A 23,186-nucleotide genomic window follows, 5' to 3' on the forward strand; every position below is an offset into this window, starting at 1 on the left:
CGCCACCCCACGGGCAGGCTCTCGCCCGGCTCCTCACCCCATCAAAAAGAGCCCCCGGCGCAATGAGGGGCGACGGGGGCAGTCTGGGAGCATTCCTTCGCGCAGGCCCGGCTCAGAAGCCGACGGCATCCGCGCCCTTGGTGTCTAGAATCTCGCGGGCCTCGTCCGGGGAGGCGATGTCCAGCCCCAGCCCCTCGATGATCTGCCGCGCCTTGCCAACCTGCTCGGCGTTGCTGCGCGCCAGCTGGCCGGGACCGGCCCAGAGCGAATCCTCGAGCCCGACGCGCACGTGCCCGCCCATCGCGGCGGCCATCGCGGCAATGGGAAGCTGGTTCTTGCCCGCCCCCAGAACCGACCAGCGGTACTGGTCACCGAACAGCCGGTCGGCGGTGCGCTTCATGTGCATGACGTCGTCGGGATGCGCGCCGATGCCGCCCATCAGGCCAAAGACCGTCTGGATGAACAGCGGCCCCTTCACCAGCCCCTGATCGAGGAAGTACTTCAGGTTGTAGAGATGCGCCGTGTCGTAGCATTCGAACTCGAAGCGGGTGCCGAGCGCGCCGAGCGTGGTGACGATGTGCTCGATCTGCCCGAAGCTGTTGTTGAAGATGATGTCCTTGTTGCCGACGTAGTCCCGTTCCCACTGGTGCGCGAGGTTCGGGAAGCGCTGGAGCATCGGAAAGAGACCGAAGTTCATCGATCCCATGTTGAGCGAAGCGATCTCGGGGCGGTGGGTCTGCGCCGGGCGGATGCGCTCCTCGATGGTCATCGTCGGGGCGCCGCCTGTGGTGATGTTGACCACCACGTCCGAGGCCTGCTTGATCACCTGCAGGAAGGGGGCAAAGGCCTCGGGCGTCTGGTCCGGGCGGCCGTCGTCAGGGTTGCGGGCGTGCAGGTGCACCACCGCGGCCCCGGCCTCGGCGGCGCCGATGGCGGCCTCGGCGATCTCCGAGGCGGAGACGGGAAGATATTCGGACATCGAGGGCGTGTGGATCGCGCCGGTCACGGCGCAGGTGATGATGACTTTGCGGGGCTTGGCCATGTCGATGTCTCGCCTCAGCCGCGCAGGGCGCAGGGCGCCGGCGGGCAGATCTCGGGTCGTGTCAGGCGCATTGCGGTCCTCCTCGGGGCGGGTGCCAAAGATCACACCAGATTCTGGTGACCCGAGTTCCCGTGGCAGTCAGTCCTCCCTTGCCGCGGGATCAACGGTTGCGGTCTTGCCCGTTCTGGTGTGATCTGAGATCACAGATGCAGAATGACTCGCAAAGAGTCAACGGGGAGAAACGGTAAATATGGGCGAACTTCAGGAGCGGCTGCCGGAAGAGCGGCCGCGCACGCTCTCGGAACAGGTGCATGAGACCCTGTGCGAAATGCTGTTGTCGGGGCAATTGAAACCACGCGACCGCATCTCGCTGCGCGATCTCGCCGAGCGCTTGGGCGTGTCGATGATGCCGGTGCGCGAGGCGGTGAGCCGGCTCGCGGCGGGCGGGGCCTTGCTGGTCGAGCCGAAGCGCGCGGTGCAGGTGCCGCTGATGAGCGCCGAGGACTTCGCCGACCTCACCGAAATGCGGGTTCTCACCGAGGCGCAGGCCGCAAGGCTCGCCGCCGAGCGTGCCACACCCGAAGAGATCGACGACATCCTCGCGCTCGCCGACCGGTTCGAGGCGATCCTCGATACGGCCTATGGCAGCCCCGAGGCGGTGGCGGCCAACAAGGACCTGCATTTCGCGCTCTATCGGGCGGCGGGCTCGAAAGTTCTGATGGAGATGATCACCATGCTCTGGCTGAAGGTTGGGCCGATCATCAACTTCGACATCGGGGTGAAGGCGGAGGTGCCGCTGGAAGAGGAAATCGGCCGTTCGCGCACGCACCATTCGCGCACCCATCACCGTCAGCTCTGCGACGCGCTGCGTGCCCGTGACGGCGACGCGGCGGCGCAGGCGGTGACCGAGGACATCCGCGTCGCAGCGGAGTTGATCCGCGCCTATGGCGCCGCGGAAATGGAAGACAGCCGTCGGAGGATCCTGCCATGAACCTGGAACTGGAGGGCGCACGGGTCATCGTCACCGCCGGGGCGCAGGGCATCGGGCGGGCCATCGTCGAGGGCTTCGTTGCCGTGGGGGCTCGGGTGGCAACCTGCGACATCGACGCTTCGGCCCTGGCATCGCTTCCGGCCGAGGTCTGGTGGCAGCGCTGCGACGTTTCCGATGCGGGGCAAATCGAGAGCTTCATGCGAGGCGCCATTGGCGAACTCGGCGGGCTCGACGTGCTGGTCAACAACGCCGGTATCGCCGGGCCGACGAGCCCGGTCGAGGAAATCGACCCCGAGGCCTGGGAGCAATGCCTCTCGGTCTGCCTCAGCTCGCAGTTCCACTGCGTGCGCCATGCGGTGCCGGCGCTGCGCCAGAGCGGCAATGCCTCGATCCTCAACCTCTCGTCGATGGCGGGACGGGTGGGTTTTGCCCTGCGCACGCCCTATGCCGCGGCAAAGTGGGGCGTGATCGGCTTCACCAAGTCGCTGTCGATCGAACTGGGCCGCGACGGTATCCGCGCCAATGCGATCCTGCCCGGCATCGTCGCCGGCGACCGCCAGCGCAGGGTGCTCGAGGCCAAGGCGCAGCGGCTCGGGAAGAGCTTCGAGGAGGTCGAGGCCGCAGCCTTTTCCTACACATCGCTCAAGGAATACGTGACGCCGCAGCAGATCGCCGACCAGATCCTCTTTCTCGCCAGCGCGCGGGGGCGGACGATCTCGGGGCAGGCGATCTCGGTCTGCGGCGACGGCCAGATGCTGGCTTGAGCCCGGACGCTCCGGCTCAGCTCTTCGGGCGGGCCGGGTCGTTCGCCGCGGAGGGCGCGTCGCAGCGCTCGAGCACGAGCAGGGTCATCATCCCCACCGGCGGCAGGGAGCGGCGTTCGAGCAGCTTCAGCCCCGGCGTGTCCAGCACCACCGAGATGTCGAAATCCGAATGCCAGCCGATGCGGTCGGCCAGTTTCGCGGTGTGCCGCGACAGATGCGCCATCGGGCCCTTCTTCTTCGCGAAGTGGTTGGACATGATCAGCTGCCCGCCCGGCTTCAGCACGCGCACGATTTCGCGCATGACCCGCTCGGGCTCGGGCACCACCGAGATCATGTGCATCGCCACCACCCGGTCGAAGCTGGCATCCTCGAAGCCGAGGTGACGCGCGTCCATGCGCTGCAGCGACTCGATGTGCGGCAAGTCCATGCGCGCGACCCGGCGCTCGGCCTGGGCGAGCATCTCGGAACTGTAGTCGACCCCGGTGACGCTCATGTGCCGCGGCAAAAGCGGCAGCGACAGGCCGGTGCCGACGCCGACCTCGAGCACCCGCATGCCCTCCGCGCCGGTGACCTTGCGCACCGCGGCGCGGCGGGCGGCCTGGGTGATCACTCCGAAGGTCTGGTCGTAGATTGGCGCCCAGCGGGCGTAGACGGTGGTGGCGGCGCGTGGATCCAAGATGCCCTCCCTGCATCTGCGGCCCGAAGATGGGCCCTTGGGGGCGCACCATGGATCCGAAGCGGCTGAGAGGAAAGGGCTTCATCCCCCGGCACGGACCCGCATCCGCGAGGTTCGCGGCTATTTGATGCCGAGGATGGGCATGGCTTCGGCCAATATGTCGATAGAGTGCTGATGCTCCCCCGCGGCGTGCAGGCGTTCGCCCTCTGTGCGCAGCTGCCGGACCTGGGCGAGATCCGCCTCGGACAGCTTGGGACCCGAGTCGAGCGCAGCACCGATCGTGGACATGCCGGCAAGACACTGGAAGGCGAAGGCGGGGGCCGCGACCAGCGGGAGCGCAAGCACGAGGGCAAGGCGTTTCATGGGGTCCTCCCTTCGATGGGCTCAACGTCCCACGGGAAAAGGGCCGTTCACGCCGAGGTGAAAGGGCAGGCGCATGTTTGCTTTCCGGCGGTGAATGTCCGGCGGGGTTCCGCAGGGGGGATTTGACGCGCGGCTCGCCGCTGGCGGCCCGGGGCCTTCCCGGCAACTCCTTGCTCGGGCGGCCGGCTTCGCCATCGCTGCATTGCGGCGCAGCCGCGGCGCCCCTAGCTCTCGAGGCAAGCCACGGGATGTTCCCGTGCAAGCACTCTGGGAAGGAGACTTCTATGACCCTCAAGAGCACCCTGCTTAAGTCGACCGTCATCGCTGCCCTTGTCGCGGCCCCGCTGGCCCCGGTGATGGCGCAGACCGCAACCCCCGAGGCGCCCGCCGAAGCCCCGGCCGCCGAAGCCCCCGCCGCGCCCGCGCTGGAGTTCAGCGAAGAGCAGCTGGCCGCCTTCGTCGACGCCGCAACCGAGGTCCAGGCCGTTCAGCAGGACTACATGGCACAGATCGAGCAGGTGGAAGAGCCCGAGGGCAAGCAGGCCCTGGTCGAGCAAGCGCAGGCCGAGATGGCCGACGCGGTGAACGAGACCGATGGAATGGACGTGAACACCTACAATGAGATTGGCCAGGCGGCGCAGGCCGACCCCGAGCTCAACCAGCGCATCCTCGCGATGCTGCAAGAGCGCGCGCCTGCCGGTCCCGAGACGATGACCGAGTGAACCCCCTCAACGACGGTCATCCTGGAGCCGCCCCCTCGGGGGCGGCTCTTCTTATATGAGCTAGGCCGCCCGAGTTCATTCGGGAGCAGGCATGGGCTCCGCTGCGGGCATCGCGGGTAGCTCGCCCGCGCCCGCATCTGGGCTCACGGGCGCGGGCGCTGCGGGAGCGGAAAGGGCGGAGGCCGGGGCCTCCGGCGCAGGCATCTCGACCACCGAGCCCTCCGGCACCGCCTCGCTCGGCGCATCGTCGGGTACGAAGACCACGCGGCCGATCTTGCGGTTCGGGCCCCAGCTCCGGTGCTTGAGCATGCCGTCGACGATATAGAGATCCTCGATCCGATAGGTGGCGCGGCTGCCCGCCTCGTCGTGGATCTCGATGAAGGGGTTCAGCGTGTTCTCCTCGAGCCGGAAATAGCTCGGATCGGAATGCGCCTCGAAGTCCCGCATGATCATCAGCACCTGGGAGTAATCGGTGATCCGCTCGTCGACGAAATAGGCGCAGGTGGCCTCGTAGCCCGCGCCTCCGGCGCCGAGGATCAACGCGGGCACCCAGACCATCGGGTTGGCCATGGCCGCGGCGGCGGCCGCGCTGCCCCCCTCCAGCAGCCCCGCCGCGCCGCCCGAGGCAGCGAGCTTGCCGCCGAGCAGCGTGAGCCCGCTGGTGGCGTTGACCAGCGTGTAGAACCCACCATCGCCGCGGCGCTGGCCTGCGACATGCGCAACCGCGCCGGTGGCCGCAGCGGCCGCGCCGGTCACCGTGTCGCCGACCAGCCGGCTTGGCCGGTAGTCGCAGATCGCGGCGGAGAGGGAGGTCGAGGAAAGCAGCAGCGCCAGCGCTGCGAGGGACGTCTTCGGTGCGGGCATCGGAAAGCTCCCATGCGGATATGCGGTGAAGAGGTGAAGGGCGAGGCGGGGCGCACGCCCCAACGTGAAAGGCCGGGGCGCATCTGCCCCGGCCTGCCATCTGCTGCGGACCCGGAAGACCCGGATCAGCTGTCCATCTTGAGTGCGGAGATGAAGGCCTCCTGCGGGATTTCGACCTTGCCGAACTGCCGCATCTTCTTTTTGCCGGCCTTCTGCTTCTCGAGCAGCTTCTTCTTCCGGGTGGCGTCGCCGCCGTAGCACTTGGCGGTCACGTCCTTGCGCATCGCGGACAGGGTCTCGCGGGCGATCACCTTGCCGCCGATCGCCGCCTGGATCGGGATCTTGAACATGTGGCGCGGGATCAGTTCCTTCAGCTTCTCGCACATCGCCCGGCCACGCATCTCGGCGCGGTCGCGGTGCACCATCATCGCCAGAGCGTCGACCGGCTCGTCGTTCACCAGGATCGACATCTTCACGAGGTTGTCCTCGCGGTAGCCGATCATCTCGTAGTCGAACGAGGCATAGCCCTTGGTCACCGATTTCAGGCGGTCGTAGAAGTCGAAGACCACCTCGTTGAGCGGCAGGTCGTAGACCGTCATCGCGCGGCCGCCGACATAGGTCAGGTCCATCTGGATGCCGCGGCGTTCCTGGCAGAGCTTCAGCACGTCGCCGAGGTATTCGTCGGGCACCATGATGGTGGCCTTGATGCGCGGTTCCTGGATATGGTCCACGGTCGACATGTCGGGCATGTCGGCAGGGTTGTGCAGGTCGCGGCGCTCGCCGTCCTTGGTGTAGAGATGGTAGATCACCGAAGGCGCGGTGGTGATCAGGTCGATGCCGTACTCCCGCTCGAGACGGTCGCGGATCACCTCGAGGTGCAGCAGGCCGAGGAAGCCGCAGCGGAAGCCGAAGCCGAGCGCCGCCGAGGTCTCCATCTCATAGGTGAAGGAGGCATCGTTCAGCGCCAGCTTTTCGATGGCGTCGCGCATGTCCTCGAAATCGTTGGCATCCACCGGGAAGAGCCCGCAGAACACCACCGGCACCGAGGGTTTGAAGCCGGGCAGGGCGGTCTCGCAGGGCTTGCGCTCATGGGTGATCGTGTCGCCGACGCGGGTGTCGCGGACCTGCTTGATCGAGGCGTTGAGATAGCCGATCTCGCCCGGTCCGAGTTCCTTCACGTTGGTCATCTTGGGGCGGTAGACGCCGACGTCATCGACGTCGTAGGTGCCGCCGGTCTTCATCATGCGGATGCGGTCGCCCTTCTTCAGCACGCCGTCGATGATCCGCACGATACAGATCACGCCAAGGTACTGGTCGTACTTGGAATCCACCAGCATCGCCTTCAGCGGCTTGTTGCGGTCGCCCTCGGGCGGCGCCGGCAGGCGCTTGACGATGGCTTCCAGCACGTCCGGGATGCCGACGCCGGTCTTGGCCGAGATCAGGCAGGCCTCGGAGGCGTCGATGCCGATCACGTCTTCGATCTGTTCCTTGACCCGGTCGGGCTCGGCGGCGGGCAGGTCGACCTTGTTGAGCACCGGCACGATGTCGTGGTCGGCGTCGATCGCCGTGTAGACGTTCGCCAGTGTCTGCGCCTCGACCCCCTGGGTCGCATCGACCACCAGCAGCGATCCCTCGACCGCGTGCATCGAGCGCGCGACCTCATAGGCGAAGTCGACGTGCCCGGGCGTGTCGATGAGGTTCAGCACGTAGGTCTCGCCGTCCTGCGCCGGGTATTCGATGCGGACGGTGTTGGCCTTGATGGTGATGCCCCGCTCGCGCTCGATATCCATCGAGTCGAGCATTTGCTCCTGCATGTCGCGTTCGGCGACGGTGCCGGTGAGCTGGATCAGCCGGTCGGCCAGGGTGGATTTCCCGTGGTCGATGTGGGCAACGATGGAGAAGTTACGGATATGCGCGAGATCGGTCATGATTGGCCCGATATGTAAGGCTTTTGGCGTCCGGTCAAGCCGGATCGAAGGGCAGGCGGCGCCGCCGCGCCCATCCGCCCGCGCCTCCCGCGATCCCGCCCGGCGCCGCATCGGTGCAAAGCGCGTCACGTCGCTGGTTCCGGGCGGTTTCCCGGCGCGGTCCGTGGCCTTCCTCCAGAGGCAGGCATCCCCCGGGGTGAACTGGCCGTTTGGCCAAGAGGGGCAACGCCCTTTGCATCCGCGGGCGGCCCGTCAGGCCGCTTAGCGTTGCGGAAGCGCCTGTCCAGCAACGAATCGGTGAATTGAATCCGACGCAGGCTTCGGGCATCCTTCGGCAAATCGAGAAAGCGCGGGCGCAAGATCCGCAACGTGAAGGGCAGTAAGAGAGCAGGCGGATGAAACCGATATACCTGGTGACGATTCTGGCGCTGGTGGCGGGCTGCGGTGGCGGCTCGGGCTCGGGCCACAGATATTACGCGACGGGGCCCGTGAGCAAAGCCTGCATGAGCTCGGACCGCAAGGCGCGCAACGATGCGCTCTGCGGCTGCGTTCAGGCGGCGGCGAACGACGAGTTGCGCGGCGGCGACCAGCGCCGGGCTGTGAAATTCTACCGCGACCCGCATCAGGCGCAGGAGGTCCGCCAGTCGGACCGTCGCTCCGACAAGGACTTCTGGACCCGCTACTCGGCCTTCGTGAAGCGCGCCGAGCGGATGTGCACCGGGCTCTGAGCCCGGCGCGGTCCCTTTTGCCTCACCCGGTTGCCCGGAAGGGCCGGGGCGCCAGCCGTGCCTCGGCGCTGCGGGCATGGCCCTCCATGCCCTCGGCGCGGCTGATCCCGGCGCTGGCACGGGCGAGCTCCGGCAGCGCCCGGGGCGACGCCTCCTGCCAAGTGACGCACTTCAGGAACTTGTGCACCGAAAGCCCGCTGGTGTGCCGCGCGGCGCGGCCCGTGGGCAGCACGTGGTTCGGCCCGGCGGCCTTGTCGCCAAAGGCCACGGTGGTGCCGGCGCCGAGGAAGAGCGATCCGTAGCACCGCAGCCGCGCGCGCCACCACGGCAGATCGCGCGCCATCACGTGCAGGTGCTCGGGGGCGTAGTGGTCGGCGATCGCAGCCATGTCTTCGCGGCTTTCGCAAAGCAACACCTCGCCGAGCTGCGCCCAGGCCTCGCGCGCCGCCGAGCGGTTGGGCTCGGGCAGGGTCTCGGCCAGCTGCGGCAGGCGGGCGATCACGGCTTCGGCCAGCGGGCGATGGTCGGTGGCCAGCCAGACCGGCGAGGTGCCGCCGTGCTCGGCCTGTCCCAGCAGGTCGAGCGCGACGATCTCGGGATCGGCGCTGGAATCGGCGAGGATCATCACGTCGGTCGGCCCTGCGACCATGTCGATTCCCACCGGGCCGAACAGCTGCCGCTTGGCCTCGGCGACGAACTGGTTGCCGGGCCCGGCGAGAATGTCCGCGGGCGGCAGGCCGAACAGGCCGAAGGCCATGGCGGCGATGCCCTGCACCCCGCCAAGCGCCAGCACCTCGTCCGCGCCTGCGACGTGCAGCGCGTGCAGGATCGCCGGCGGCAGCCCCTCCTTGCCCGGCGGCGAGCAGGCGATCACCCGGTCCACCCCGGCGGCGCGCGCCGTGGTGACGGTCATCAGCGCCGAGGCGATATGGGCGTAGCGCCCGCCCGGCACGTAGCAGCCGGCGCAGCCGACAGGAATCAGCCGCTGCCCGGCCCGCAGCCCGGGGCGCAGTTCGATCTCAAACTCCTGCACCGAGGCCCGCTGCGCCTCGGCGAAGGCGCGGATGTTGGCATGGGCATAGGCGATGTCCTCGACAAGCGTCACCGGCAGGGCGCGCTGCGCCTCGGCGAGCCGCGCGGCGGGCACCCCGATCTCGCCATCCCAACGGTCGAGCCGGATGGCATAGTCGAGGGCCGCCGCCTCGCCCTCGGCGCGCAGCCGGGCGAGCATGATCTGCACGATGTCGGCGGTGTCGGCGGCGGCCTGCGGCGGCAGGCCCGGGGCGGGCTTGAGATGGGTCACTGTCATGGGGTGGGGGGCTTGCCTGATCTGGGGGAGTTTCGGAAAAAGTTAATCTGTGGCATCGTCGCGCCGGGCCGGGACGGGCCGCGGAATGGGTGGGGGATGGCTTTATGCTGATGAAGGGAATCAGCCTGCGCGGGCTCGAGGTTTTCGAGGCGCTCTCGGCGACCGGCTCGGTGGCGCAGGCCGCCGAGCGCACGGGGCTCAGCCAGCCGGCGGTGAGCCAGCAGTTGCGCAACCTCGAGACCGCGCTCGGGGTCGCCCTGGTGGATCACGGCAGGCGGCCGATGCAACTGACCCCGGCGGGACGCTCGTTCCTGATGCGCACGCAGGCGGTGCTCGGCCAGCTTCGGCTGGCGCAGAACGAGTTGACGGTGATGGATCTGACGCATCTGTCGCAGCTCAACCTCGGGGTGATCGACGATTTCGACAACGACCTGACGCCGCAGTTGGTGACCATCCTGGCCGAGAACATGTCCCGCTGCCGTTTCAAGCTGGTCACTGCGCCGAGCCACGAGATCATGCAGTCCATGGTCGACCGCCACCTGCATATTGCCATCGCCGCGAGCCCCGGCACCGCGGTGCCGGGGGTGATCGAATACCCGTTGGTGCACGACCCCTTCGTGCTGGTGGCGCCGCGTGGCAAGGCGCGCGAGGCGGGCAGCACCGAAGCACTGATGTCGGCCCTGCCGATGCTGCGCTACGACCGCGACCAGATGATCGGCCGGCAGATCGAGGCACACCTCTCGCGGCTCAAGCTGGACTTCGCCGAACGGTTCGAGATCGGCGCGCATCTATCGTTGATGACGTTGGTGGCGCGCGGCGTCGGCTGGAGCATCACCACGCCGCTTGGCTACATGCGCGCGGCGCGCGTGCACGACCGGATCGAGGCGCACCCGCTGCCGATCAAGCCCTTTTCCCGCACGATTTCGCTTTTTGCCGCCGCCGACTGGGCCGACCGGGTGCCGCGCGACGTGGCGCGCACCATGCGCCAACTGGTCAGCGACCTGGTGATCACCCCGGCGCAGCGCCAACTGCCCTGGCTCGAGGGCAAGCTGCACCTGCTCGAGGGAGACTGACCCGGGGCGGGGCTGGGCGGGAGCGGCCATGTGGAAATTTCCGGAACATAAGCGTTTCGGAAACTAGAAGGGGCGGGCGTGCCCCTGGCGCAAGTGCCTCGACGGGCGATTTGAAAAGAGGAATGCGCGGATTCGGAAAAGGAAAATCCGCCCGCGCGTCAGCCCGTCAAATGGGCAGGGGGTGCTGCACCCTCAGGCCGTGAGATCGAGGAAGGCCCGCACCGCCGCCTCGAACTCGCGCGGCTTCTCGGCGTGCAGCCAGTGGCCGCAGCCCGGCAGTTTGGCGAATTTCGCCGCCGGGAAGAGCGCGCGGATGCGGTCGCGGTGCTCGGGAAGCACGTAGGTCGACTCCGCCCCTGAAAGGAACAGCACGGGGCGCTCGAAGCGGGCGTCGATCTCGGGGAAGCCGAGAATTTTCGCCATTTCGGCCTCGAGCACGTCGAGGTTCAGCTTCCAGCGCTTCTCCTTCAGGTCGAGCGACTGGGTGAAGAAGCTGCAGAGCGTCGGATCGTCTAGCACCTTTGCCAGCTGGTCATTGGCGTCCGAGCGCTTCTCGACCCGCGCGAGGTCCACCGAGCGCATCGCGGCGATGTTCTGATTCTGGTCGTGCGTATAGGTCACCGGCGCGATGTCGGCGAAGATGGCCCGGTTCACCAGCTCGGGCCGGGTGAGCGCGAGCGCCATTGCCGCCTTGCCGCCCATGGAATGTCCCAGCACGTCGGCGCGGCCCCCGAGGCTCTCGATCACCTCGGCGATGTCCGCGGCCATGCCCTCGTAGTCGTGGCTATCCTGCCAGGGGCTGTCGCCATGGTTGCGCTGGTCCACAGCGATCACCTCTCGCTGGTCCGACAGGCGCTTCGAGATCACGCCCCAGTTGCGGGCGGAGCCAAAGAGCCCGTGAACGATGACGAGCGGTGGTTGGTCGGTGGCGGAGCCGTGGCGGATCATGTTCAGCATGCGCCCTGTCTAGGCTGCGGGCGGCGCACGGAAAAGGCAAAAACGCATGGGTCGGCGGGGGGCGGCGGGCGAGCCCCCTTCGAAGCTGGTCGGCCAGCCCTGCCGGCGGAAATCGGGCGCCTCCGCTTCCGCGACGCGGCGGCCGCTTGCGCGCGGGCGCCAAATGCCCGAGATTTGCGCCATGGATCAGACCCCAAAATTCGGTGCGCGGCTCATGCCGCTTTTCGAAAGCCGCCTCGGCCTCGGCAAGGGCAGCTTCGACAAGCGCGCCCGGCGCGCGGCGCACCGGCTGCCGCGATGGGCCCGACGCGACCTTGCCGCACTGCGCGCGGCGCAGGGGATGACCGAGCATCCCAAGCTCGCCATGCGGCTCGACACGCCGGCGCTGGACCGGGCCGAGGCGCGCATTGCGCGCCATCTCGAGACGATCGACGTCAAGGCCGAACGCAGCCATTGGCGGCTCGGCGTGCTCGCGGGGCTGATGTTCAACCTCGCGCTCTTCGCGGCGCTGCTGGCGGCCGTCTACTACCTTCTGATCCGCAACTGACGCTTTGGACGGCTCTCCTCGGGCGATCCCGGGGCCCGGCCGTTGAGCCGCAGGAAGAGGCTTTCCTCGTCGTCGTTGCGGAAGAAGGGCACCGAACTTGGCGCGCGCCGGTCGGTGACCCGGGCTGCGACCTCGGCCAGCACCACCTCGGTGATGAAGGGCAGGTCGAAGCCGCGCACTTCGTCGAGCGGCACCCATTGCAGGTGCGACAGCTCGTCCGATGCGGCGGAGAAATCATCGGGATCGGATTTCAACGCCTCGGCATCCACCAGGAAGAAGCGCGCGTCGAAGCGGCGCGGGCGGCCCGGCGGGGTAATGGCGCGGAAAACGAACTGCAGCGCTGAGGCCGAGGGGCGGTGGCCGGTCTCGGCAAACCCCTCCCAGCCGTCGGGCGGGGTCGGCCATTTGCCGGGCCAGCCCAGCACCTGCCCGGTCTCTTCCCAGAGCTCGCGGATGGCGGCGGCGGCCAGCGCCGGACCCCGGCCCGCGGGCGCGCCCTCGTCCAACCGTGCGGCGCAGACGGCGGGCAGGGGGGCGGCGAGCTTCACCTCGGCGTCGGCGGCATCCACCGCGCCGCCGGGAAAGACGAACTTGTTGGGCATGAAGGCGGCCGCCGCGCCGCGCTGCCCCATCAGCACGCTCGGGCGGCTGTCGCGGTCGCGCAGCACGATCACCGTGGCTGCGTCGCGGATGGCTGTCTTGTCGCTGCTCATGCGCATTCCCCTGCGTCTTTTCGATGCCCTGCGGGGGAGGCGCCCGGTCTCAGTGGGCGCGCGCGAAGCCGTGCATTTCGCGCGCCCACTGGAAGCCGACGATCGCCCCCTTCAGTCGGGGCAGAAGGTAGAGGGAAAGCCCGATGCAGCCAATAAGGAAGATGGTGATCAGGATCAGCGGCTCGGGCCGCCAAGTAGTGAAAACCCAGAGCAGCGCCGGCGCCATGATGTGGCCGACGATGAGGATGGTCAGATAGGCTGGGCCGTCGTCGGCGCGGTGGTGGTAGAGCTCTTCGCGGCAGACCGGGCAATGGTCGCGCACCTTGAGATAGGAGCGCAGGATCGGGCCGTTGCCGCAATTGGGGCAGCGGCAGCGGAAGCCGCGCCAGACGGCGGGCCAGGTCTCGCGCTCGGTCTCGCGCTCCGGAGACATGTCGGTCATGGGATGCACCTTGGAAGTCATTCCCCAAAGGTGGCGCAAGCCCGGCCTCATTTAAAGAGGACAGGAGCGCGCAGCGGCGGGATGTCGCAAAGGGGCCTGGCGGATACAGGTTTTGCCGCCGCCGCGCCGCGATAGGTCTCCGGGAAATCAGGCCGCCGAAAAAATCTTCCAGAGGTGCGACGGAAGTTCCCGCCTGCCGCGTGAAAGCTTGTGATCGGACGGCAGACACGCCGCCGGCAAGAGACGCGATGCAATGAGGAGATCGCAGCGATGACCCGCATGACCAAACTGATGACCGGTGCCGCCCTTGTGGTTCTGGGCTCGGCGAGCCTTGCCCTTGCTGCAAGCGACGCCAAGCCGATGGGCCCGCGGGGTGACCGCCCGGCGCCGATGACGCGGATGTTCGAAACCTTCGACACCGACGGAGATGGCTCGATCAGCCGCGAGGAATTCGCGGCGCATGGGCCCGCCGCGGGCTTTGCCGAGGCCTATGCCGGGGCCGATGCGGATGGCAACGGGGCGCTGGAGGGTGACGAGCTGATCGCCTTTGCCGACCTTCGCAAGGCCGCCCGCGAGGCGCAGCGGCTGGAGATGCGCAAGGCGCGCATGCAAGAGCGCATGCTTGAGCGCTTCGACGCCGACAAGGACGGCAAGCTGACCCTCGACGAGATGCAGGCGCAGGGCCCAATGGGCTTTTTCGACCGCTTTGACGCCGATGAGGACGGCCAGGTGAGCCAGGACGAGCTGGCCGCTGCCGCTCCGATGCGCCACGCGCAGCGCGGCATGGGCGAAGGCCACGAGGGTGACCGGAGAATGCGCCACGAGGATGACCACCGGCAATGGCATGGCGAGCGGGGCGGGGATCACGGCGGCCCGGGCATGAAGCGCGGACCGCGGGACGGGCATGGCCCGCGCGGCGGCATCATGCGGGACTTCTGGCAGTACTGATGGGCCGAGGGCAGGGCCGTCGCTTCGGCCCTGTCCTTGCGCGGTCCGGCACTTCGGGCTAGCGCAAGAGGATGGACCGGATGCCCTATGACGCGATGAACGGCGAAAGCGACGAGGCCTTGCTCGCGGCCTACGCCGCGGGCGAGCAGGCCGCGGCGGGCACGCTGGTGCAGCGCCTGGGTCCGCGCGCCTTCGGCCATGCCCATCGCATGCTTGGCGACAGGGCCGAGGCCGAGGACGTGGCGCAGGAGGCATTGCTGCGGCTCTGGCGGGCGGCGCCGGGATGGCGCGAGGGCGAGGCGAAGGTCTCGACCTGGCTCTACCGGGTGGTGTCGAACCTCTGTATCGACCGCCTGCGCAAGCGCCGCGGCGGCGCGGTGGACATCGATGACATCGCCGAGCCCGCCGATCCCGCGCCGGGTGCCGAGGCGACCTTGCAGGGGCGTGCCCGGGCGGGCGCCCTGCAGGAGGCGCTGGACGCGTTGCCCGCGCGGCAAAGGCAGGCCGTTGTACTGCGGCACCTCGAGGGACTTTCGAACCCGGAGATCGCCGGGATCATGGACTTGGGCGTGCGCGCGGTGGAAAGTCTCACGGCGCGGGGACGCAAGGCGCTGGAGGGCCTGCTGGCCGGGCGGCGCGCAGAGCTGGGGTATGACGATGACTGATCAGCGCAGGAAGGAAGAGGGCACACTGGCGTCCTTGTTCGAGGCAGAGCGGCAGAACGCCGCGGTGCCGTCCGGCGACTGGATGGCCCGAATGGAGGCGCTGGCGCGCGCCGAGCAGCCCGCAGCGCGTCCGTCCGGGTCCGCCGCACCGGCCCCCCGTCGCCGCGCCGGCTGGCGCGAGGCGCTGCGCGCCTTCGGCGGCTGGCCGGCGGTGGTCGGGCTCGTCGCGGCCTGCGCAACGGGGGTCTGGATCGGCATCGCCTCGCCGGAGACGATGACCGCGCTGATCACCTTGGACAGCAGCAGCCAGCTCTCGGCCCTCGATCCGGCGAGCGGCTTCGACTACGCGATGTTGGGACTTTGATAATGACGCAGGACAACTCCCAGATGCCCGGGCCGAACAAGGGTCGGCCCTCCGCGGCACCGAAGCCCGCGCGCGCGCCGGGCTGGATGCGCTGGTTGCTGCTGGCCTCGCTGGCGCTGAACCTCGCGGTGGTCGGCGTGGTGGCGGGCGGCCTGCTGTGGCACGGGCGGCCCGAGCATGGTGGCCCGCCACGCGGGCGCGACTTCATCACCCCCTATACCGAGGCCTTCTCGCAGGATCAGCGGCGCGAGCTGGGGCGCAAGCTCTTCCGGTCTTTCGAGCGCAAGCAGGGGGATCGGCCGCGCCCGGCGCCCTTTGGCGACTATCGCAGCGCGCTGTCGCTGCTGCGCGCCGACCCCTTCGACAGCGCGGCCTTCACCGAGGTGCTGAGCGCGCAGGACGCCCGTGCCGCCGAACGGCAGAAGATGGGGCAGCAGGTGCTGGTGGACTATGTCTCGGCGCTCTCGCCCGAGGCCCGCGCCGCCTATGCAGACCGGCTTGAGGCGAAGCTGGACGAACTCGCGAAGCGACTGCCGCCGCGCAAACCAAGCAACTGAGGCGGCCCGCTGCGCCGGGCAGCTGCGCGTCGGGGTGCCGGGGCGCGCCCCCGGGCCGCGGTCCGGGGGGCGTGCCGTTGCGCTGAACCGGGTTGCGCCTCAGGCGCCGCGCAGCGCCCCGAAGGCGTGCGGAAAAGCAGCGGGGGGCGCCACATGGGCGCGGTTGCGCCCGGCGTGCTTGGCCGCGTAGAGCGCGCCATCGGCGCGCAGCAGGGCGGTTTCCACGGCTTCCCCGCCCGCGTCCATCAGCGCGATTCCGATGCTGATCGTCGGCGAGAAGAGCGACGGGCGTCCGGCCCTGAGGCGGGGCATGGGCAGAGACAGCCGCGCCACCTCCTCGCAGAGCAGCCGCGCGGCGGCGGCGGCGGAGTCGATGTCCGAGCCGGGCAAGGCGATGAGGAATTCCTCTCCGCCGAGCCGGGCCACGAGATCCTGCGCGCGTCGCCCCGCGGTGAGCCGCTGCGCCGTGGCAACCAGAACCTGGTCGCCCACGGCATGGCCCCAGCGGTCGTTCACCTTCTTGAAGTGGTCGAGATCCGCGACGAGCAGCGCCAGCGGCTGTCCGCACCGCGCCGCCTGTTGCGCCATGCGGGCGACCTCGGGCAGCGCATAGCGGCGGTTGTAGAGCCCGGTAAGCGGGTCGACCATCGCCGCGCGCAGCCCGTTGCGAAGCGCGGCGCGGTGCCGCTTCGCGCGGCGACTGCGGCCGATCAGCCGCGGCAGGCGGAGCGCGAGCTCGAGCGCCTCAGGCCCATTGTGCAGCACCTCGTCGGCGCCAAGGTCAAGCGCCCGCGCCGCCATCTCGTCCCGGCCCTTGTCGGTGACGTAGACCAGCACCGCACGGTGCTGTGCGCGGGCGGTGCGCAGCTGCGAGAGCAGCGCGAGCCCGGCGCCCGGCTCCCCCCCGGTATCGATCAGCACCACGGCCTCGGCCGAGATGGCATGGCTTTGCAGCAGCGTTCCCGCGGCCGAAAGCTCGACCTGCGCACCGATTCCCACTCGCAGCCGCGCCGCGATGGTGTCGAGCCCGAGCGCCGGATCGAGCGAAACCAGCGCGACACGCGCGGGCCTCTGGAAGCTGCGCGGCGCCTCGGACAGGCCGAGCGCGCGCTTGGCATCGGTGCGCAGCTCCATCTGGTCCTGCGCGCGGGAGCGGCGCAGCAGGCTGCGCAGCCGCGCGAGCAGCAGGATGTCTTCGACCGCGCGGGCGATCACGTCATCCGCGCCGACGGCGAGCAGCGCCAGCCGTTCGTCGACCAGATCGTCCTCGGTGAGCAGCACGAGCGGGGTGTCGGCCTGGTCGGGCAGGGCGCGCAGGCGTGTGCAGAAGCCGCTGCCGCACATGTCCGGCAGTTCGGTGGCGGCGAGCACGAGATCCGGGCGGGACTCATTGATCATCGCCAGCGCCTCGCCGCCTGTCTCGGCGACCAGAACCTCGTAGAAGGCCGAAGTCAGCCGGGCGCGCAGCAGGATACGATGGCTCGCGGTGCCCTCGACGATGAGTATGCGTCCTGCCATGCGTCTTTCTGCCCCCTATGCCAGATTTCGTACCGTTGCCGTTCCGCCCTGAAGCCGCCCCCAAGCCGCCCCGACGCCAGACCGGGGCCCTCTCGGCGCGTCTCGCTCCGGCGCGCCACCCGGGCGCTGCTTTTGCGCAGGCTTGCATCCGTTTGCCCGCTCAGTCTTTATGAAAAACGGTTAACAAAGCCTTTCGAAATGCGAGGACAGACGAAGATGGTGGGGCGTGACGAGGCCGAGCTGATCGGGCTGCAGGCGGTGGCCTGGCTGGCAGCGAATGACGAGCTGCTGCCGGTGTTCCTCGGGGCGACAGGCGCCTCGGCGGAGGATTTCCGCAACAACCTTTCGGATCCGGGATTCCAGGGCGGCGTGCTCGATTTCCTGCTGATGGACGATGCCTGGGTGCGCGGGTTCTGCGACGAGGCGGGCCTGTCCTACGACCTGCCCTTCCAGGCGCGCCAGCACCTGCCCGGCGGCGGCGAGGTCCATTGGACATGAGCCCCATGCCGCGCTTGCGCGCCGCGGCGGTGCTCTTCGACAAGGACGGCACCCTCTTCGACTTCGCCCGCACCTGGAGTGCCTGGGCGCAAGGGGTCATGCAGCAGCTTGCCGGGGGCGATGCCGCGCTGGTCGAGGCCATGGCCCGCGAGCTGCGCTTCGATCTCGGCAGCGGCGGCTTTCTCAAGGACAGCCCGGTGATCGCCGGCACCAGCCGCGAGGCGGCGCAATGCCTGGCCCGGGCTCTTGGCCGACGCGATCCCGAGGCCATCGAGGGCATCCTGTCGGAAGCGGCCGCCCGCGCGCCGCTTGCCGAGGCGGTGCCGCTGGCGCCGCTGCTGGACAGGCTGCGCGGCGCGGGGCTGCGGCTGGGGGTGATGACCAATGACAACGAGGCCGTCGCCCATGCCCATCTCGCGCAGGTCGGGGTCGGCGACCGCTTCGAGTTTGTCGCCGGGTTCGACAGCGGCCATGGGGCCAAACCTTCGCCCGCGCCGCTGCTCGCCTTCGCCGCGGCGCTCGGCCTGCCGCCCGAACAGGTGGTCATGGTCGGCGACAGCACCCACGACCTGCAGGCTGGACGTGCGGCGGGGATGATGACTGTCGGCGTGCTGACCGGCCCCGCCGAGGCGGAGGAACTGCGTCACCTCGCGGATGTGATTCTGCCCGACATCGGCCACCTGCCGGACTGGCTCGGCGCCGTGGTTGCGTGATCCGGCCCTTTTCATCTGCATTTTACCCTTTGCGGAAGTCTTAATGTCCCTGCGGTAGCATGACCCGTCAGCGCGGGACTCGTGACTCTTCGCCTGCACGGGTCCAAGCGGGATGAGGGCCGTTCGGCCGCGACACGGTAGAGCAGAAACAGGGGCCTGACGCGCAGAGCGGAATGGCGTGAGCGGGCACTGAGCTGGCACTGAGCGGGCACTGAGCTGGCACATGGGACGCGGCGGCGCATAGGCGACCCGCACAAGGGCGAGGGCGCTCGGGATGGGACGGCGCATGCATGGACTGGTCGCGCGCACGCTGCAGTGCTTCGTGCAGGACACCTACGGGCAGGATCGCTGGCGCAGCATCGCCGACGCCGCAAGGCTCGACCTGCCCGAGTTCGAGGCCATGCTCGACTACGAGGCGCAGCTCATCGGTCTGGTTCTGACCCGCGCCGAGACCGAGCTGGGCAAGCCGCGCGCCGCGATGCTCGAGGATATCGGGACCTACCTGATGACCCATCCCAACAACGAAAGGCTGCGCCGTCTGATGCGCTACGGCGGCGAGGACTTCATCGATTTTCTGCACTCGCTCGAAGAGCTTCCTGGCCGCGCCCGGCTGGCGGTGCCCGATCTCGACCTGCCGCCGCTGGAGCTGACCGAGGCCACGCCGCGCAGTTTCACCCTTGTCTGCCGCTGCAGCGGTCCCACCAGCCGGGGCTATTCGCGCGTGCTCGCCGGAGTGGTGCGAGCCATGGCCGATGACTACGGCGCATTGATCCTTCTTGAACTGGCCAGCGGCCCGGACGAGGAGGAGGTGATCGAAATCACCGTGGTCGAGACCGCCTATACCAAGGGGCGCGCCTTCGAGCTTGGGGCGCATGGCGCAGGGCGGCCATGACCCCGCTCGCGCTGCCCCAGGCGACGCTCGAGGCGCTCTGCCCGATGCACGCCCGCCTTGATGCCGGGGGGCGGGTGCAGGCCATGGGGCCGACGCTGCTTCGGGTGCTCGCCGGCCAGAAGCGCGTCGGCCGGCACTTCTCCGAGCTTTTCGACATCTTCCGCCCGCGCCAGGTTCGTGACCTGCCGGACCTTTTGTCGCTTGCCGGCCGCCGCCTGCAGCTGCGGCTGGTCGGGCAGGGGGACAGTCTTCGCGGCCTTGCCATGCCAGATGCCGAAGGCGGTGCGATTCTCGATCTCTCCTTCGGCCTCGGCCTCGTAGAGGCGGTGCGCGATCATGCGCTCACCAGCAGCGATTTCGCGGCAACCGACCTCGCGATCGACATGCTCTACCTCGTCGAAGCGAAATCCGCGGCCATGGAGGCCTCGCGCACGCTCAACCGGCGCCTGCGCGGCGCGATGCTCGCGGCCGAGGAGCGCGCCTTCACCGATCCGCTCACCGGGTTGCGCAACCGGCGGGCGCTGACCCGGGCGATGACGGACCTGCTGCGACGCGGGGCCAGCTTCGCGGTGATGCATGTCGACCTCGATTACTTCAAGCAGGTGAACGACACGCTCGGCCATGGCGCCGGCGACAGGGTGCTGGCCGGCGTCGCGGCGCTAATGCTTGATCTGACCCGGGAGGACGACATGGTGGCGCGGATCGGCGGCGACGAATTCGTCATCATTGTCTCCGGGCTGACCGAGGGGGCGCGCCTGTGCGAACTCGCGGAGCGTCTCATCGCCCGGCTTGAAGCCCCGACCGCCTTCGGTTCGGCGGAGGCGGGCGCGCAGGTGCGAATCTCGGCAAGCATCGGAATTGCCCTGAACACCCCGGGCTGCGGCGCGCCACGCGGCGCCGAGGATTTGCTCGAGGAGTCCGATGTTGCGCTCTACGCGGCCAAGCGCGCGGGGCGTGGTCGCTTCGCCTTTCACGCGGCCACCTCGGCGCCGGAAGGCAGCGACCGGCGGGCCTCGGCGGAGGATATCGGGGGAGCTGGCAGGGGTTCCGCAAGGTGAGGTCAAAAAGTCAGAGATTTTTTCCAGAAGGGGGTTGCGCCCTCCCGGAGGCTGGCGTAAATCCCGCGCCACGGTTGGGGCGTAGCCAAGTGGTAAGGCACCGGTTTTTGGTACCGCGCACCGTAGGTTCGAATCCTACCGCCCCAGCCAATATCTCCTAATGTGACATTCGCCGAAGAGTGGAGCCTATCCGGTTCTACTTGGTACCTTGCTCGGGCAAGACTAGTATCTGCTGACATTCCAGCCGCTTCGCCGTACGCAATTCCTCTGAACTGCCAGACATTTGCGCCCGTATGATCTCGTCCCTAGACTGAGGTCTGACGAACACGGAGGGCACAGATATGGCCAACTGGTATTCGGCCGACCTGCACTTCGGCCACCACCGCATCATCGACTTCTGCAGGCGCCCCTTCGCCTCAACCGCGGAGATGAACGCAGCCCTGATCGCCAACTTCCAGGCCTGCGTCGCGCACGATGATGACCTCTGGATCTTGGGAGATTTCGCCTTCGGCCGCGCTGACGATACGGCGCAATTCGAGAGCTGGTTTCACAGCCTGCCCGGCCGCAAGCATCTAATCATCGGTAACCACGATGATGAAGCTGTCATCTCGCTGCCTTGGGCCAGCACTGAGTACATGGCCGAGATCCAGGACGGCGAACACAGCCTCGTCCTTTGCCATTATCCGATGATCACCTGGAACGGCGCACGCAGAGGCGCCCTACAGCTGTTCGGCCACGTCCACGACCAGTGGGCAGGCTCGCGAAACAGCATAAATGTCGGCGTCGACCAGTGGAACTTTCGACCGATCCAGATTGAGGAAATGGCAAAGCGCGCAGCCCGTATGCCCGTCAACAAGCATTGGGCGGATGTCGAACATGGAAACGAGCTTCCGTAGACCAATTGAGCGGGTGGCATCTCGGACCAGCTGGTTGAGCGATCGCATGGTGAGCAAGAGCTCAGAGGTTCGATCTCGCAAGGGCAGCTCGCCTCTGTGTTGAAAAGCACCTGAGAACGGCGGTGCAAAATTAGTCCACGGTGGCGGCGGGATAGTCCTGCTGCGGGCGGCGTAAAAACCGGCCACTTTGCTCTTCTTGCGGCGGCAGGGAGGGCGTGGAGATCTATACCGTGGAGTTATATCGAAAGGTTCGTCTGGCCTGCGCCGACGGCATGAGCAAGCGTGCGGCAGCAGCCCATTTCAACATCTCTCGTGATACGGTGGAGAAGGCCTTGGCGTTCTCGGTGCCGCCTGGCTATCGGCGAACGGCGCCGATCAAGCGGCCAAAGCTGGACGGGTTTACCGAGATCATCGACGCGTGGCTCGATGGCGACAAGACGGTGCATCGCAAGCAGCGGCACACCGCCAAGCGCATCTTCGACCGGCTTCGTGATGAGCATGGGTTCACCGGCGGCTACACGATCATCAAGGACTACGTTCGGGAGCGCCAGCGGCGTGGACAGGAGATGTTCGTGCCGCTGGCGCATCCTTCGGGGCATGCGCAGGCGGATTTCGGCGAAGCGGTCGTTGTCATCGATGGCGTCGAACAGAAGGCTCATTTCTTCGTCATGGATCTGCCGCAGAGCGACGCGTGTTTCGTGCGAGCCTACCCCGCAGCGACGGCGGAGGCCTGGATGGATGGCCATGTCCACGCCTTCGCTTTCTTCGGAGGCGTGCCGCTGTCGGTGCTTTATGACAATGACCGCTGCCTGGTCTCGAAGATCCTGCCTGACGGGACACGTCGGCGCGCCACGCTGTTCAGTGGGTTGCAGTCGCACTACCTGTTTCGCGACCGCTACGGGCGACCGGGCAAAGGCAATGACAAGGGCAACGCCGAAGGGCTCGTGGGATATTCGCGGCGGAACTTCATGGTTCCCGTCCCGCGCTTTGCCAGTTGGGAAGCTTTCAACGCTGATCTCGAAGTCCGGTGCCGCAAGCGCCAGCGCGACGTCTTGCGGGGCGAGGCCGAGACGATCGGCGCACGGCTGCAACGCGATCTGGCGGAGCTAAGAGCCCTGCCAGGAACGCCGTTCGACGCCTGCGAGCAGGTCAGCGCCCGGGTCAGCTCTCAATCTCTCGTTCGGTACGGCACCAACGATTACTCGGTGCCGGTTGCTTATGGGCATCGGGATGTTTGGGTGCGCGGCTATGTTGATCAGGTCGTGATCGGCTGTCGCGGCGAGGTCATCGCCCGGCACCCGCGGTGCTATGCGCGCGAGGACATGATCTTCGACCCGATCCATTACCTGCCGCTGCTCGAGAAGAAGATCAATGCCCTGGATCAGGCCGCCCCCTTGGCGGGCTGGGGCCTTCCAGTTGAGTTCGAGACCCTGCGCCGCCTCATGGAGGCGCGGATGCAGAAGATGGGCCGCCGCGAGTACGTGCAGGTGTTGCGCCTTCTCGAGACCTTCGAACTCGCCGACGTGCATGCCGCGGTGAAGAAAGCGCTGAAGCTGGGGGCGGTCGGCTTCGACGCTGTCAAACACCTCGTGCTGTGCCACGTCGAGAGGCGGCCACCGAAGCTTGATCTCGACGTCTATCCCTACCTGCCGCGGGCCAACGTGGGGACCACCTCGGCGGCCAGCTACATGTCTCTGCTGTCGGGAGACGCGGCATGACCGGTGCGCCGCAGATCCTGCTTGCTCATCACCTGAAGACGCTGAAGCTCCCGACCTTCTTGCGGGAGCACGAGAAGCTGGCGCGCCAATGTGCAGCCGAGGGCCTGGACCACGTCCAGTTCCTCGCCCGACTGGTCGAACTGGAACTGATCGACCGCGAGGGACGGATGATCGAACGCCGGATCAAGGCTGCAAAGTTCCCCGCCAAGAAGAGCCTGGACAGCTTCGACTTCAAGGCGA

The 23,186-nt window shown here is 68.1% G+C and carries 27 protein-coding genes and 1 tRNA gene; 18 read left to right on the forward strand and 10 right to left on the reverse strand.

Features of this window, described 5'->3' with window-relative positions:
* Positions 1-112: 112 nt before the first annotated feature.
* The gene (locus G0Q01_RS03795; RefSeq protein WP_108967532.1) at positions 113-1,042 is read right to left on the reverse strand and encodes a 3-keto-5-aminohexanoate cleavage protein; all 930 of its coding nucleotides are present in this window, start codon (positions 1,040-1,042) and stop codon (positions 113-115) included.
* Positions 1,043-1,292: 250 nt separating this feature from the next.
* Here G0Q01_RS03795 and G0Q01_RS03800 point away from each other — a divergent pair, with 250 nt between their 5' ends.
* On the forward strand, positions 1,293-2,033 hold the full coding sequence (locus G0Q01_RS03800) for a GntR family transcriptional regulator (protein ID WP_164190486.1): 741 nt from the start codon (positions 1,293-1,295) through the stop codon (positions 2,031-2,033).
* Complete coding sequence (locus G0Q01_RS03805) at positions 2,030-2,797, forward strand: SDR family oxidoreductase (RefSeq protein ID WP_164190488.1); 768 nt, start codon at positions 2,030-2,032, stop codon at positions 2,795-2,797. The genes G0Q01_RS03800 and G0Q01_RS03805 overlap by 4 nt, the downstream gene beginning before the upstream one ends.
* Before the next feature lie 16 nt (positions 2,798-2,813).
* Here G0Q01_RS03805 and G0Q01_RS03810 read toward each other — a convergent pair whose 3' ends face one another.
* Both G0Q01_RS03810 and G0Q01_RS03815 read right to left on the reverse strand, forming a co-directional pair.
* A complete protein-coding gene (locus tag G0Q01_RS03810) occupies positions 2,814-3,473 on the reverse strand; it encodes a class I SAM-dependent methyltransferase (RefSeq protein WP_164190490.1) in 660 nt (219 codons plus the stop codon).
* Between the two features lie 120 nt (positions 3,474-3,593).
* Positions 3,594-3,836, reverse strand: coding sequence for a hypothetical protein (locus G0Q01_RS03815; RefSeq protein ID WP_164190492.1), 243 nt, complete (start codon positions 3,834-3,836; stop codon positions 3,594-3,596).
* A 284-nt stretch (positions 3,837-4,120) separates the two neighbouring features.
* Between G0Q01_RS03815 and G0Q01_RS03820 the strand changes: the two genes are divergently transcribed.
* Positions 4,121-4,558 (forward strand): DUF4168 domain-containing protein, encoded by a 438-nt coding sequence (locus G0Q01_RS03820; protein ID WP_164190494.1) that lies wholly within the window; start codon positions 4,121-4,123, stop codon positions 4,556-4,558.
* A 75-nt stretch (positions 4,559-4,633) separates the two neighbouring features.
* Here G0Q01_RS03820 and G0Q01_RS03825 read toward each other — a convergent pair whose 3' ends face one another.
* Both G0Q01_RS03825 and lepA read right to left on the reverse strand, forming a co-directional pair.
* Positions 4,634-5,422, reverse strand: a complete 789-nt coding sequence (locus G0Q01_RS03825) for a hypothetical protein (protein WP_164190496.1) — start codon at positions 5,420-5,422, stop codon at positions 4,634-4,636.
* A 125-nt stretch (positions 5,423-5,547) separates the two neighbouring features.
* On the reverse strand, positions 5,548-7,350 hold the full coding sequence (lepA, locus tag G0Q01_RS03830; RefSeq protein ID WP_108964852.1) for a translation elongation factor 4: 1,803 nt from the start codon (positions 7,348-7,350) through the stop codon (positions 5,548-5,550).
* A 395-nt stretch (positions 7,351-7,745) separates the two neighbouring features.
* Here lepA and G0Q01_RS03835 point away from each other — a divergent pair, with 395 nt between their 5' ends.
* A complete protein-coding gene (locus G0Q01_RS03835) occupies positions 7,746-8,078 on the forward strand; it encodes a hypothetical protein (protein ID WP_108964853.1) in 333 nt (110 codons plus the stop codon).
* A gap of 22 nt (positions 8,079-8,100) precedes the next feature.
* On the opposite strand, the gene hisD is transcribed toward G0Q01_RS03835, so the two are convergent.
* On the reverse strand, positions 8,101-9,387 hold the full coding sequence (hisD, locus tag G0Q01_RS03840) for a histidinol dehydrogenase (protein WP_164190498.1): 1,287 nt from the start codon (positions 9,385-9,387) through the stop codon (positions 8,101-8,103).
* Between the two features lie 104 nt (positions 9,388-9,491).
* Between hisD and G0Q01_RS03845 the strand changes: the two genes are divergently transcribed.
* Positions 9,492-10,460: a LysR family transcriptional regulator gene (locus tag G0Q01_RS03845; RefSeq protein WP_164190500.1), complete on the forward strand. Its 969-nt coding sequence runs from the start codon at positions 9,492-9,494 to the stop codon at positions 10,458-10,460.
* A gap of 192 nt (positions 10,461-10,652) precedes the next feature.
* Here G0Q01_RS03845 and G0Q01_RS03850 read toward each other — a convergent pair whose 3' ends face one another.
* Positions 10,653-11,417 (reverse strand): alpha/beta fold hydrolase, encoded by a 765-nt coding sequence (locus G0Q01_RS03850; RefSeq protein WP_108964856.1) that lies wholly within the window; start codon positions 11,415-11,417, stop codon positions 10,653-10,655.
* A 181-nt stretch (positions 11,418-11,598) separates the two neighbouring features.
* Between G0Q01_RS03850 and G0Q01_RS03855 the strand changes: the two genes are divergently transcribed.
* Positions 11,599-11,964 (forward strand): hypothetical protein, encoded by a 366-nt coding sequence (locus G0Q01_RS03855; RefSeq protein WP_164190502.1) that lies wholly within the window; start codon positions 11,599-11,601, stop codon positions 11,962-11,964.
* Here G0Q01_RS03855 and G0Q01_RS03860 read toward each other — a convergent pair.
* Positions 11,943-12,677, reverse strand: coding sequence for an NUDIX hydrolase (locus tag G0Q01_RS03860; RefSeq protein WP_164190505.1), 735 nt, complete (start codon positions 12,675-12,677; stop codon positions 11,943-11,945). The genes G0Q01_RS03855 and G0Q01_RS03860 overlap by 22 nt on opposite strands.
* 49 nt (positions 12,678-12,726) lie before the next feature.
* Positions 12,727-13,119 carry a DUF983 domain-containing protein gene (locus G0Q01_RS03865; protein WP_164190506.1) on the reverse strand — a complete coding sequence of 131 codons (393 nt, stop codon included), beginning with the start codon at positions 13,117-13,119 and terminating at the stop codon, positions 12,727-12,729.
* Positions 13,120-13,389: 270 nt separating this feature from the next.
* Between G0Q01_RS03865 and G0Q01_RS03870 the strand changes: the two genes are divergently transcribed.
* From G0Q01_RS03870 to G0Q01_RS03885, 4 genes are all read left to right on the forward strand, one after another.
* Positions 13,390-14,067 (forward strand): EF-hand domain-containing protein, encoded by a 678-nt coding sequence (locus G0Q01_RS03870; RefSeq protein ID WP_235939580.1) that lies wholly within the window; start codon positions 13,390-13,392, stop codon positions 14,065-14,067.
* A gap of 80 nt (positions 14,068-14,147) precedes the next feature.
* Positions 14,148-14,732: an RNA polymerase sigma factor gene (locus G0Q01_RS03875; protein WP_164190509.1), complete on the forward strand. Its 585-nt coding sequence runs from the start codon at positions 14,148-14,150 to the stop codon at positions 14,730-14,732.
* A complete protein-coding gene (locus G0Q01_RS03880; protein ID WP_164190511.1) occupies positions 14,719-15,096 on the forward strand; it encodes a hypothetical protein in 378 nt (125 codons plus the stop codon). Before G0Q01_RS03875 ends, G0Q01_RS03880 begins: the two co-directional genes overlap by 14 nt.
* Positions 15,097-15,098: 2 nt before the next feature.
* The gene (locus G0Q01_RS03885) at positions 15,099-15,653 is read left to right on the forward strand and encodes a periplasmic heavy metal sensor (protein WP_235939583.1); all 555 of its coding nucleotides are present in this window, start codon (positions 15,099-15,101) and stop codon (positions 15,651-15,653) included.
* Between the two features lie 99 nt (positions 15,654-15,752).
* On the opposite strand, the gene G0Q01_RS03890 is transcribed toward G0Q01_RS03885, so the two are convergent.
* Positions 15,753-17,171, reverse strand: a complete 1,419-nt coding sequence (locus tag G0Q01_RS03890; RefSeq protein ID WP_164190521.1) for a diguanylate cyclase — start codon at positions 17,169-17,171, stop codon at positions 15,753-15,755.
* A gap of 216 nt (positions 17,172-17,387) precedes the next feature.
* On the opposite strand from G0Q01_RS03890, the gene G0Q01_RS03895 reads away from it, so the two are divergent.
* The 8 genes from G0Q01_RS03895 to G0Q01_RS03930 all read left to right on the forward strand — a co-directional run.
* Positions 17,388-17,669: a DUF3572 domain-containing protein gene (locus G0Q01_RS03895; protein WP_108964862.1), complete on the forward strand. Its 282-nt coding sequence runs from the start codon at positions 17,388-17,390 to the stop codon at positions 17,667-17,669.
* Complete coding sequence (locus G0Q01_RS03900) at positions 17,666-18,382, forward strand: HAD family hydrolase (protein WP_235939586.1); 717 nt, start codon at positions 17,666-17,668, stop codon at positions 18,380-18,382. Before G0Q01_RS03895 ends, G0Q01_RS03900 begins: the two co-directional genes overlap by 4 nt.
* A gap of 286 nt (positions 18,383-18,668) precedes the next feature.
* Positions 18,669-19,274: a heme NO-binding domain-containing protein gene (locus G0Q01_RS03905; RefSeq protein ID WP_164213017.1), complete on the forward strand. Its 606-nt coding sequence runs from the start codon at positions 18,669-18,671 to the stop codon at positions 19,272-19,274.
* Entirely contained in the window at positions 19,271-20,332 is a 1,062-nt protein-coding gene (locus G0Q01_RS03910) for a diguanylate cyclase (RefSeq protein ID WP_164190525.1), read from the forward strand. The genes G0Q01_RS03905 and G0Q01_RS03910 overlap by 4 nt, the downstream gene beginning before the upstream one ends.
* A 75-nt stretch (positions 20,333-20,407) precedes the next feature.
* Positions 20,408-20,482: transfer RNA gene (locus G0Q01_RS03915), tRNA-Gln, on the forward strand.
* A 191-nt stretch (positions 20,483-20,673) separates the two neighbouring features.
* Positions 20,674-21,228: a metallophosphoesterase gene (locus tag G0Q01_RS03920; RefSeq protein ID WP_164190528.1), complete on the forward strand. Its 555-nt coding sequence runs from the start codon at positions 20,674-20,676 to the stop codon at positions 21,226-21,228.
* Between the two features lie 272 nt (positions 21,229-21,500).
* Entirely contained in the window at positions 21,501-22,946 is a 1,446-nt protein-coding gene (gene istA, locus G0Q01_RS03925; RefSeq protein ID WP_203594891.1) for an IS21 family transposase, read from the forward strand.
* The coding region (locus tag G0Q01_RS03930; RefSeq protein ID WP_235939589.1) for an ATP-binding protein at positions 22,943-23,186 on the forward strand (244 nt) is incomplete at its 3' end. The genes istA and G0Q01_RS03930, both read left to right, overlap by 4 nt.

Source organism: Salipiger sp. PrR007 (assembly GCF_010499845.1).
In the GTDB taxonomy this organism is placed as follows: Bacteria; Pseudomonadota; Alphaproteobacteria; order Rhodobacterales; family Rhodobacteraceae; genus Salipiger; species Salipiger pacificus_A.